The sequence below is a fragment of the Streptomyces muensis genome (assembly GCF_021474425.1).
Classification (GTDB): domain Bacteria; phylum Actinomycetota; class Actinomycetes; order Streptomycetales; family Streptomycetaceae; genus Streptomyces; species Streptomyces muensis.
In genome coordinates, this window is record NZ_JAKEIP010000041.1 from 35108 (window position 1) to 47060 (window position 11953).

At 72.9% G+C, this 11953-nt stretch carries 5 protein-coding genes; 3 read left to right on the forward strand and 2 right to left on the reverse strand.

Going from position 1 to position 11953, the window contains the following annotated elements:
* Nucleotides 1-20: 20 nt before the first annotated feature.
* The 3 genes from L0P92_RS13790 to L0P92_RS45050 are packed head-to-tail and all read left to right on the forward strand — an operon-like array spanning nucleotide 21 to nucleotide 2035.
* Nucleotides 21-542 (forward strand): hypothetical protein, encoded by a 522-nt coding sequence (locus L0P92_RS13790; RefSeq protein WP_234762890.1) that lies wholly within the window; start codon nucleotides 21-23, stop codon nucleotides 540-542.
* Nucleotides 543-581: 39 nt separating this feature from the next.
* Nucleotides 582-1805: a cytochrome P450 family protein gene (locus L0P92_RS13795; RefSeq protein ID WP_234762891.1), complete on the forward strand. Its 1224-nt coding sequence runs from the start codon at nucleotides 582-584 to the stop codon at nucleotides 1803-1805.
* A complete protein-coding gene (locus L0P92_RS45050) occupies nucleotides 1802-2035 on the forward strand; it encodes a ferredoxin (protein ID WP_234762892.1) in 234 nt (77 codons plus the stop codon). The genes L0P92_RS13795 and L0P92_RS45050 overlap by 4 nt, the downstream gene beginning before the upstream one ends.
* A 76-nt stretch (nucleotides 2036-2111) precedes the next feature.
* Here the strand turns inward: L0P92_RS45050 and L0P92_RS13805 are convergent, their stop codons facing one another.
* Together L0P92_RS13805 and L0P92_RS13810 are read right to left on the reverse strand one after the other, a co-directional pair.
* Nucleotides 2112-8603 (reverse strand): type I polyketide synthase, encoded by a 6492-nt coding sequence (locus L0P92_RS13805; protein WP_234762893.1) that lies wholly within the window; start codon nucleotides 8601-8603, stop codon nucleotides 2112-2114.
* A 56-nt stretch (nucleotides 8604-8659) separates the two neighbouring features.
* Complete coding sequence (locus L0P92_RS13810) at nucleotides 8660-11947, reverse strand: type I polyketide synthase (RefSeq protein ID WP_308289719.1); 3288 nt, start codon at nucleotides 11945-11947, stop codon at nucleotides 8660-8662.
* Nucleotides 11948-11953 lie beyond the last annotated feature (6 nt).

An 11953-nucleotide genomic window follows, 5' to 3' on the forward strand; every position in this document is an offset into this window, starting at 1 on the left:
CGCTCGGGGGCTGAGCAGCCATGCACACCGACATCGAAACAGCTGACAGCCTCGGCATGGTGGACGCGGCCGCCGCGGGCCGCTGGTTCACCGAGGCGCTCAACGAGGGCCTCGCCCGGGCGACGGCACAGCGCGGCCGTACCGCGGCCGGCCGCCCGCCCACGGGCCGTTTCTCCGCGGGACACGCGCCCGCCGACGGCCGCGGCCCGGGCACGGAGCCTGCCGCCCCCTTCCCCACCGCCGTGCTGACCGCGTTCGAGGCGTCTCTCGCCCGCGCCCTCACCACGGCGGAACTGCATGACGGCACCCTGCGGGCCGCCCTCTCCCGAGAGGCCCGCAGGGTGCTGTTCGCCGTCGGCGGCGGCCCGGCGGAGCTGTCGGCCGGTCACCGGGCCCTGGTCTCGGCGCTCGTCCTGGAGTGTCTGGTCCTCGTCCTCGCCGAGAACCCCTCCGCCGTGGACGCCTCCGTGCGCCTTCACTCACTGGCCCGTGAACTGGGCAGGTCGACGCGTGCCGCGTTGCCGCGCACCAGTTTCCCGTGAGTCACCACTACGTCTCCAACCCAGTTGAAAGGGTCCTCCATGACGACATCAGCGCCGCCCAGCGAACTCTTCGGGTTCGACTACTACCAGAACCCGTATCCGACGCTGGAATGGCTTCGCGAGAACTCCCCGATGCACCAGTTCCACTTTCCCGTCGGCGACATACCCCTGTGGATAGCCACCCGCTTCGACGATGTGCAGAAACTCCTCGGCGATCCTCGTTTCAGCACCAACCCGTCCTGGGCGAGCAAGGAGTTCGTCGACGGCGGGATGGCGGTGGGCAGGGGCACGGCGATCGAGCGGATCATCACGATGCTCGATCCGCCGGACCACACGCGGGTGCGCCGACTGGCGATGAGCACCTTCACGCCGCGGCGCGTCGCGGAATGGGAGGAGCCGACCCACGCGGTCGTCGAGGCGGAGCTCGATCGGCTCGAGAAGCAGGACCGGCCCGATGTCATGGACTACGCGGGTGCCATCCCGGCGGCGCTGATGGGCAACATCCTCGGCTTCCCGCTCGATCGCTTCAACGAGATGATCCACGCCATCGAGCGCGCCTTCCACACCGATCCGGAGGACGAGGGCGCCAACCAGCGGGCGTTCGAGGAGATCGCGGAGTACGGTCGCGGACTCATCGCCCACAAGCGTCGCAACCCCGCGGACGATCTGGCGTCCGCGCTGATCGAGGCCCGGGACGGCGAGGACCGGCTCGACGAGACCGAGCTCGTGGCCATGATCGCCGTATTGATCATGGCCGGCCTCGACACCACCCGGAACCTGATCGGGACGTCCATCCTGTCCCTGCTGGAGCGGCCCGACCAGCGCAGACTGCTCCTGGAGCGGCCCGAGCTCAAGGACACGGCCGTCGAGGAGTTCCTGCGCTTCAACGGCGGTGTGGCGGTCGGCTTCTTCCGGTTCGCCAAGGAGGACCTGGAGTTCGCGGGGGTCACGCTGCCCGCGGGTGCGCCGGTGATACCCGCGGTCGGATCGGCCAACCGGGATCCGCGCCGCTGGCCGGACGCCGACAAGCTCGACATCACCCGTACCGGCCCGCGCCACGTGGGGCTGGGGCACGGCCTGCACAACTGCATGGGGGCCGCCCTCGCCCGGCTGGAGGCGGGGGTCGCCATTCCCGCGATCATGCGGCGTTTCCCCGACATGAACCTCGCGGTGCCCGCCGAGGAGCTGCGCTACGACGAGATGTGGCTGGTGCGCAGCATCAAGTCGTTCCCGGTCCAGCTGCACGGCGAAGGAAAGCGGTGAACGCCCGCCGCCCGGAGGGCGACCTCATGGCGATGCTTCGGGTCGACCAGGAGGCGTGTGTGGCCTCCGGGCTGTGCGCCGCCATGCATCCGGCCCTTTTCCGGCTCACGGAGGAGGGCCGGGGCGAGCCGGTGCGGGGCGATCTCACCGATGCCGATGACATCGAGTCGGCCGAGGACGTGGCCGCATGCTGCCCGGGCGCGGCGGTCACCGTGTCGGACCCGGACTGACCGACGACATACGAAGAGGGAGCCGGCCTTCACGGGCCGGCTCCCTCTTCGTGCGCCAGGCTTTCAGGACGGTGCGTCAGCCCTGTTCAGGATCGGGAAGATAGCCGCTCTCCGCGAAGAACCCGATGTACCTGTCGAGGAGTTCGTCCGAGACCGGCGGGCAGCTGATGCCGGTGCCTTCGAGGGCGGCGGCGGTCTGTGTGGTGGAGATCGCCGGGTAGAAGGACTCGCTGTCCTCGATGAGGAGTTCGACGGCGTCCAGCAGCGGCGCGACGGCGTTGTCCGGGTCGGCCCTGACCAGGTCGAACCAGTCGGCCTGGGCGATCTCGGTCACCTGGTGGCCGGCGGCGCGCAGCCGGGTCACGATCCGTTCCAGGGTCACATGGGTGTCGTTGTAGAGGTGGAAGGTGCCTCCGGCGGCGTCCTCGGTGCGCGACAGGGCGACCAGGGCGGCGCTGGCGTAGTCCACCGGCATCAGCCGGAAGACGCCGGGCAGGTCCCGGGGGACCGAGCCCGCCTGGAGGACGCCCTTGACGGTCAGCCAGACGAAGTCACGGGTCTGGCAGGCGCCGTTGACCTGGTCTCCGGCGACCTGGTCGACGCGGTAGACGTTCACCGGAAGGCCCCGGGAGCGGGCGATGCCGATGATCTGCTCGGCCACCCACTTGCTCTGCGTGTAGCCGTTGGGCAGTGCCGCGCCGGGGCCGGTCGGGTCGGTGACCTCCAGCGGCACACCGCGGGTCACGGGCCCGGGGAAGACGCCGGTGGTCGAGACGTGGTGCAGGGGCACGGTGCGGTGCCGGGCGGCGAGCCGCAGCAGCTCCCGGGTACCGGCGACGTTGGCCGCGCTCAGCGTGGGGTACGGCTGGATCCAGTTGACCGCGGCGCCCGCGTGGTAGACGGCGTCGACGGTCCGGGCGAGCCGGTCGAAGTGGTCCTCGTCGAGCCCGAGCCCCGGTGCGCCCAGGTCGCCCACGACGACACGGATCCGGTCGGGGTCGACCTCGTCCCAGATGCGGTACCACTCCAGGTTGGCCCTGACCCGCCGCAGCCCCTCGTGCTCGTCGGCGGCCCGGACCAGGCAGTGCACGGTGGCCCCGGTCGTCGCGAGGAGGTCGCGCAGCAGGAAGGCGCCGAGGAACCCGGTGACACCGGTCAGCAGCACCTCGCGGGGGCTCTCGGTGACCCGCACCACCTCAGCGGCGGGCCGGATGTCCTCGTCGAGGGTGATCTCCGCGGCGAAGTCGGTCTCCATGGCAGGGGCCGACGTGCGGTCCCCGCCGGGCAGCACCTCGGCGCACAGGTGCGCGGCGAGCTCGCCGGGGGTGGGCCGGTCGAACACGAGGCTGGCCGGCAGCCGGCTGCCCACCGCCTCGCCCAGGCGGTTGCGCAGTTCGACGGAGGTGAGCGAGTCGAAGCCCAGCTCGGTGAAGCGGTGGTCCGCCCCGATGGCTCCGGGGTCGGGGTGGCCGAGGACCGCCGCCACCTCGGCGCGGACCAGGTCGAGCACGATGTCGTACCGCTCGTCGGCCGAGCGGCCCTGGAGGAGGGCGGCCAGCGAGTCCGCGCCGAGGGTGCCGTCCTGGGCGCTGCGGCGCAGCGGTGTGCGGGCCAGGTCGGCGAACAACAGGGGTGCCCGGGTGGGCTGTTCGCGCAGGGTGGCCATGTCGACGGGCACGCCGACCAGGGTGGCGTGGCCGAGCCGCAGCGCGAGGTCGAGGGCGGCGGGTCCGCGGTCGGAGGCGACGAGCCCGAAGCCCGAGCGGACGATCCGGTCCACGTCGGCCTCGTCGAGGTTCGCCGCCATGGCGCTCAGCTGCTCCCACAGGCCCCAGGCCACGGAGGTCGCGGGGAGGCCGTGGGCCTTTCGGTGCAGGGCGAGGGAGTCGAGGAAGGAGTTGGCCGCCGCGTAGTTGGACTGGCCCGCGCTGCCGATCACTCCGGCGAGGGAGGAGAACAGCACGAACGCCGACAGGTCGAGGTCGCGGGTGAGGTCGTGCAGATGCCAGGCGGCGTCGACCTTGGGGCGCAGTACGGCGTCGAGGCGTTCGGGGGTCAGCGCGGTGATGAGGCCGTCGCTGAGGACACCGGCCGCGTGCACCACACCGGTCAGGGGCCGGTCGGCGGGGACGGCGGCGAGCAGTTCCGCGAGGGCGGAGCGGTCGGCGGTGTCGCAGGCGGCGACGGTGACGTGGGCGCCCAGGGCGGTGAGCGCGTCGCGCAGTTCGCCGGCACCGGGTGCGGCGGGGCCGCTGCGGCTGGTCAGCAGCAGGTGCCGTACGCCGTGTTCGAGAACCAGGTGCCGGGCGAACAGGGCGCCGAGGGTGCCGGTGCCGCCGGTGATCAGGACGGTGCCGTCCGGGTTCCAGGTGCCGCTGGGCGCGGTGTCGGCGCTCGCGGCGTCGACGCGTGCCACCCGCGGGACGAGGGCGTGGCCGGCCCGGATCGCCGCCTGGGCCTGCCCGGAGCGGACGACCGCGGGCAGCGCCGCAAGGGAGGCCTCGTCGCCGTCGGTGTCGACGAGGACGAAACGGCCGGGCGACTCCGCCTGCGCGGAGCGCAGCAGGCCCCATACGGCGCCGGCCGCGAGGTCGGTGACGTCCTCGTCGCCGACCGCGACGGCGCCCTGGGTGACCAGGACGAGCGGGACGGATTCGAGGCGTTCGTCGGCGAGCCACTCCCTGACCAGGTCCAGGGCCTTGTGCGTGGCGTCGTACACGGCCCGGACGGGGTCGGCGCCCGTCGGTGCGGCATGCCAGGAGAGCACGGCGGCCGGGGGCCGCGGCCCGGTGGCGGCCGCCCCGACGGCTGCCAGGTCGACGGTCTGCGCCGCGTCGAAGCGGTCGGTGTCCAGCTGCAGCAGGGTGAGGTGCTCCGTGTCGGCGGTGAGCCGGACGGGCCGCCAGCCGACGTGCAGCAGGTCGTCCTGCACACGTGCCGCGCTGCGGCCGAGTTCCTCGGTGGTGACGGGGCGCGCGGTGAGCGACTCGATCGTGGCCAGCGGCCGTCCCTGCTGGTCGGCGACGGTCACGGACACGGTGTCGGACCCCAGGGGGCGGATACGGACCCGCAGGCCGGCGGCTCCGGTGGCGTGCAGTCGGAAGCCCTGCCAGCGGGAGGCGAGCCACGCCCCCGGGTCGCCCGGCAGGTCCACGGCGAGCGGCAGCGCCTGGAGGGCGGCCTGAAGGAGTACGGGGTGCAGGCCGAAGTCCGTTGCCCGGCGCTGGAGTTCGTCGGGGAGGCGGACCTCGGCGTACACCTCGTCGCCGCGGCGCCACACCCCGGTCAGCGGGCCGTCGTCCGTCGCGGTCGCCCCGAGGCGCTCGCCGATGTCGTGCGGCGACAGGGGCACGGCGTCGGCGGGCGGCCACTGGGTCAGGTCGGCGCCGCCGCCGGTGCCGTGCCGGCCGAGCCGGCCGGAGGCGACGCGCTGCCAGGTGACGTCGCCGGCGTCGGGCCTGGCGTGCACGGTGAAGGCGCGTTCCGAGGCGGAGTCGTCGCCGGCCACGGCCAGCTGGATCTGGAGTCCCTGCCGGTCGGGCAGCACCAGGGGCTGGTGGACGGAGAGTTCGTCGACGGCGTTCAGGGCCAGCTCGTCACCGGCCCGTACGGCCAGTTCGGCGAGGACCGCGGGCGCCAGCACGGCGGCGTCGTGGACGGTGTGCTCGGCCAGCCAGGGGTGGGTGCGTGCCGAGAGCCTGCCGGTGAGCAGGGTCTCCCCGGAGCCGGCCACGGCGACGGCGGCGCCGAGCAACGGGTGCTCGGCCGCGGCCACGCCGAGGCGGCCGGTGTCGGTGCCGGCGGCGGAGGCCTCGTACCAGTGGCGCTCGCGCTGGAAGGCGTACGTGGGCAGGGGCGTGCGGCGCACGTCGTGCCCGGCGTAGAGGGCGTGCCAGTCGACGGTGCCACCGCCGGTGTGCAGCCTGGCCAGCGAGGTGAGGAACTGTGCCAGGCCGCCCGATTCGCGCCGCAGGGTACCGACGACCACGGGGTTGTCGAGGCTGTCCTCCAGTACGGGGGCCAGCACCGGGTGGGGGCCGACCTCGACGAAGGTGCGGTGACCGTGGCCGACCAGGGTGCGGGTGGTCTCCTCGAACTCCACGGGGTGGCGCAGGTTCCGGTACCAGTACTCGGCGCCGAGTTCGGTGGTGTCCAGCGGACCCGCGGTGACCGTGGAGTAGAAGGGCACGGTGCCGGGCCGGGGCCGGATCGGCGCCAGGTCGTGCAGCAGCCGGTCGCGGATCTCCTCGACCTGGGCCGAGTGGGAGGCGTAGTCGGCGTGGAAGCGGCGGGTGCGGATGCCCTCGGCCTTGCACTCCTCGACGAACTTCTCCAGTGCCTCGTGGTCGCCGGAGACGACCGTCGAGCCGGGGCCGTTGACGACCGCGATCGACAGCCGGTCGCCCCAGCCCTCGATGCGGGCGGCGAGTTCGTCGCGGGACAGGGCGACGGAGGCGATGCCGCCGCGGCCTTCGAGCGCGCTGGTGACCTGGCTGCGGATGGCGGCCACGCGCGCGGCGTCCGCCAGGGTCAGTCCGCCGCTGACGTAGGCCGCCGCGACCTCCCCCTGGGAGGAGCCCACGACGGCCGCGGGCTCGACTCCGTGCGCCCGCCACAGCGCGGCAAGGGAGACGGCCACCGCGAAGGACGCGGGCTGGATGACGTCGACCCGGTCGAGCGAGGGGGCGCCGTCGGCCTGGCGCAGCACGTCTTCGAGGGACCAGTCGACGTACGGGGCGAGCGCCTCGCCGCAGGCGCGGATCTGCGTGGCGAACACCTCGGAGGTGTCGAGGAGTTCCACGGCCATGCCGGGCCACTGGCCGCCCTGGCCGGGGAAGACGAAGACGGTCTTGCCGGGTTCGGCGACCCGGCCGGTGACCAGGTGCGGCGAGTTCTCGCCGTCGCTCAGTGCGCGCAGGCCCGCGAGCACCTCGTCGGGTCCGGTACCGACGACGGCGGCCCGGTGGCTGAGGTGGGAGCGGCCGGTGGCCAGGGAGTAGGCCACGTCCCACGGCCGCAGGTCGGGCTCGTCCCGGAGGTGGTCCAGGAGTTTGCGGGCCTGGTCGCGCAGCGCCTGGGCGGACCTGGCGGACAGGGTCCAGGGCGGTGTGATCGGGCCGGTGGCCGAGGCGGACGTGCGGGACCCGTCGGTCTCGTCGGTCTCGTCGGTCCGATCGGTCTCGTCGGCCGGGGGTGCCTGCTCGATGATGACGTGGGCGTTGGTGCCGCTGGCGCCGAACGCCGACACGGCGGCACGGCGCGGGCGCCCGGTCTCGGGCCAGGGCCGGGCCTCGGTCAGCAGCTCCACCGCGCCCGCGTCCCAGTCGACCACAGACGTCCGCTTCTCGGAATGCAGCGACTTGGGCAGCACGCCGTGCTGTATCGCCTGCACCATCTTGATGATCCCGCCGACACCGGCCGCAGCCTGGGCATGCCCGATGTTCGACTTCAACGACCCGAGCCACAAGGGCCGATCACCATCAGGCCGCTCCTGACCGTAGGTGTTCAACAAGGCCTGCGCCTCGATCGGGTCGCCCAGCGTCGTACCGGTCCCGTGCGCCTCCACCACGTCCACATCCGCGGCGGCCAACCGGGCGTTCGCCAGCGCCTGACGGATCACCCGCTCCTGCGACGGACCGTTCGGCGCCGTCAACCCGTTGCTCGCACCGTCCTGATTCACCGCCGAACCCCGCACCACCGCAAGAACCGTGTGCCCGTTGCGACGCGCGTCCGACAACCGCTCCACCAGAAGCAGGCCCACGCCCTCCGACCAGCCGATGCCGTCGGCCGACTCGGAGAACGGCTTGCAGCGTCCGTCGGCGGCGAGGCCCTGCTGCTGCGAGAAGTCGATGTGGCCGACGGGGTTCGCGGCGACGTACGACGCTCCGGCCAGGGCCAGCGTGCACTCCCCGGCGCGCAGTGACTGCACGGCGAGGTGCAGGGCGGTCAGCGACGACGAGCACGCCGTGTCGATGGACACGGCCGGGCCTTCGAGGCCGAGGACGTAGGCGATACGGCCCGACGCCATGCTGCTGAGCATGCTGGTCATCAGGTAGCCGTCGAACTCCGTGGGTGTCGGCAGGCCGAGGTAGCTCTGCTCGACGAGCCCGGTGAACACACCGGTGCGGGTGCCCTTGAGGCCGGCCGGATCGACACCGGCGCTCTCGAACGCCTCCCAGGCCGTCTCCAGCAGCAGGCGCTGCTGCGGGTCCATGGCCAGGGCCTCGCGCGGGGAGATCCCGAAGAAGGCCGCGTCGAACCGTGTGGCGTCCTTCAGGAACCCGCCGTGCCGGACATGGGTGCGGCCGGGCTTGGCGGGGTCCGGGTCGTAGAGGTTGTCCAGGTCCCAGCCGCGGTCCGTCGGGAACTCCGAGATGGCATCGGTCTCGTCCATGACCAACTGCCACAGGTCGGCCGGGGAGTCGGCACCGGGGAAGCGGCAGGCCATGCCGACGATCGCGATGGGCTCGTTCCTGCCCGACTCCAGCTCGGCGACGCGCCGGCGGGACTTCTGCAGGTCGGCGGTGACCTTCTTGAGGTATTCGAGCAGTTTGTCTTCGTTGGACATGGTGGACATGGGGAACCTCTGTTCCTCTGTGTACTCAGGGGCGGGGTCGTACCTGATCAGTCGGTGGATCCGCCCAGTTGGTCGTCGATGAGGGCGAAGATCTCCTCGGCGGAGGCCGCCTCGATACGGCCCGTCAGGTCCGCGGACGGACGCTCCTCGTCGGCCTCCGTCAGCCGTGACAGCAGGGTCTGCAGACGTACGACGATGTCGTGCCGCTCCGCCGCGTCCTCGGGCGCCTGGCGCAACAGCGCCTCCAGGCGCCGTAGTTCGCCGTCGACGGGCGAGAGGGAGGCGGCCTCGTGTTCCGAGGCGAGCTGGGCCAGTAGGTACTCGGTGAGCGCCGCGGGCGAGGGGTGGTCGAAGGCGAGCGTCGCCGACAGGGCGATGCCGGTGCGCGCGGTGATGCGGTTGCGCAGCTCGACGACGGTCATGGAGTCGAAGCCGAGTTCCTGGAAGGCCCGGTCGGCGGCGACGGCACCGGCGTCCGCGTGGCCGAGCACGGCGGCCGATTCGGCCCTGACCAGGTCCAGGACGGTCTGGTGCCGCTCCTGCACGGTCAGGCCCGCCAGACTCAGCGCCGGCGTGCCGGACCCGGCGCCCGCCGCGCGCGCCCGCCCCGGTGTCCTGACGAGGGAGCTCAGTACGGCGGGGAGGCCGGCGCCGGCCCGCAGCGCGGCACCGTCCAGGCGTACGGCGACCAGCGCCGGCCGGTCCGAGCGCAGTGCGGCGTCGAAGGCGTCCGTCCCGTCCCGGGCCGTGAGTTCACGCAACGGAAGGCGGGTGGAGGGGGAACCTGTCGAGGCGGCCTGGTCCCACGGTCCGAGGGCCAGGGACGTGGCGGGCAGGCCGAGGGCCGTGCGGTGGCGGGCGAGGCCGTCGAGGTAGGCGGCCGTCGCCGAGTCGCCGGCCCGGCCGGCCCCGCCGATCGCGCCCGCGCCTGAGGTGCACAGCACGAAGGCCGACAGGTCCAGCTCACGGGTGAGTTCGTGCAGCTGCCATGCCGTGTCCGCGGTGGACCGCAGCATGGATTGCAGGCGCCCGGGCGTCAGCTCGGACAGCGCGATCTCGTCGGGCAGCGCGGCGGTGTGCACCACCGCGGTGAGCGGACGGTGCTCGGGTATGGCGGTCAGTGCCGCCCGCAGGGCCGCGTGGTCGGCGGTGTCGCAGGCGAGGGCGGTGACGTCGGCACCCGAGGCGTGCAGATCCGCCAGCAGTTCGGGCCCCGGCCAGGTGCCGTCGGCCCGGTCGTCCAGCAGCAGGAGATGACGTACGCCGTGTTCGGCGACCAGATGCCGGGCTATTACGTCGGCGAGTGCTCCCCCGGCGCCGGTGACGAGCACGGTGCCGTGCGACGCCCACGGGCTCGGCGCGGTGTCCTCGGTGTCCTGTTCGACGCGCTCGAGTCGAGGCACGAGCAGGGTGCCGGAGCGCAGCGCGGCCTGCGGTTCGCCCGAGGCCGCCAGACCGGCCAGCACGGTGTCCGGCACCGGGGCGCCGTCGGTGTCGAGCAGCACGATCCGCTCGGGAGCCTCCGTCTGCGCGGACCTCAGCAGCCCCCAGACGGCGGCGGCCTCCGGGTCGTCGACTCCCTCGGCATCGACGGCGACGGCGCCTCGGGTGAGGACGACCAGGCGGGTGTCGGCCAGGAGCGGCTCGGCGAGCCACTCCTGGACGAGGGTCAGCGCCTGCCCGATGAGACGCCGTGTCGAGCCGGTCTCCGCGAACTCCACGAGCAGATGCCGGACCGGTGCCCCGTCCCGCATTGCGGCGGCGAGCGCGGGGACGTCCGGGAAACGGAGCGCGTCGATGCTGGCCGTGCCTTCCATGCCCTCCGTGCCCTGCGGATCCTTCGGGTCCTGTGAGTCGACCACCGCCCAGCCCTCGGGCGAGGCCGTGGACGGTGGGGGCGTGAGGGGTTGCCAGGCCATCGTGTACAGCGGAAGTGCCCGGCCGTCCGACGGCACGAACCGGTCGTCGGGTACGTCACGGAAGGTGAGGCGGTCGACGGTGAGCACGGGCTGCCCCGTGGTGTCGAGGAGCCGCAGGGAGAGCGAGTCCGCTTCGCCGGGTTCGGTCAGGACCCGTACGACCGTGGCGCCCGTGGTGTGCACGCGTACGCCCTCCCACCGTTCGGCGAACCGGGTGCTGCCCGCCGGTGCCGGGCCGAGCGCGTCGCGTACGGACTCTTCGAGGAGCACCGGATGCAGTCCGTACCGGGCCGCGTCGGGCAACAGATCGTCGGGGAGCCGGACTTCGCCCCGGTCGTCGAAGCCCCGGCCGGCTGCGGAGGGCCGGTCGTCGGGGGCGAGCTCTCCCTCGGCGTGCAGGGTCCAGGGGGACTCGGCGTCGTCGGGGCGGAGATGGACCGACAGGGGGCGGCGGCCCGAGTCGTCCTCGGCGTGGACGACGATCTGCAGCTGTGCGGCTCCGTCGCCGGGAAGGACCAGGGGCCGGTGCACGGTGAGGTGGCGCAGTGTTCCGGCGTCGCCGTGGTCGGCCATCCGGGTCAGCGCCTCCACCAGGGCGGACGAGGGCAGCACCGGGGCGTCGAGGACGGCGTGGTCGGCGGTCCAGTCGTGGGTGTCGGGCAGGACTCGGGCGGTGAAGAGCAGGTCGCCGGTGTGTGCGACGGCCGTCCGATGGCCGAGGAGCGGGTGCCCGGTGTCGTTCGGTCCTGCCGTGGTCGCGGCACCGCCGTCGTCGGCGCGCATCCAGTACCGCTCGCGTTGGAAGGCGTAGGTCGGCAGTGTGACGGGGCGGGCCTCCGTGCCGGCGAACCAGGTGGGCCAGTCGACCCGCAGGCCCCAGGTGTGCAGCGTGCCGAGGGCCTTGGCCAGGGTGTCGGTTTCCGGCTGGTCGCGGCGCAGGGTGGGCAGGACCGATACGTCGTGGTCGTCGTCGAGTGCCTGCTGCGTCAGGGCGGTGAGGGTGGCGTCGGGTCCCAGCTCCACGAACCGGGTCACACCCTGCTCACGCAGATGCACCACCCCGTCGTAGAACCGCACCGCCTCCCGCACATGCCGCACCCAGTACTCCGCCGAACCGAACTCACTCGCGTCCGCCACCACACCCGTCACATTCGACACGACCGGAATACCGGGAGCCCCGAACTCCACCCCCTCCAACACCCGCCGGAACTCACCCAGCACACCCTCCATATGCGGCGAATGAAACGCATGACTCACCGCCAACCGCCGCGTCCGCACCCCCTTCTCCCCCCACACCCGCACAACCTCATCCACCGCACCCACATCACCCGAAACCACCGTCGCCACCGGCCCATTCACCGCAGCAACCACCACCACACCCAACGAAGGATCAAGCGCCCCCAACGACGCCCGCACCTCCCC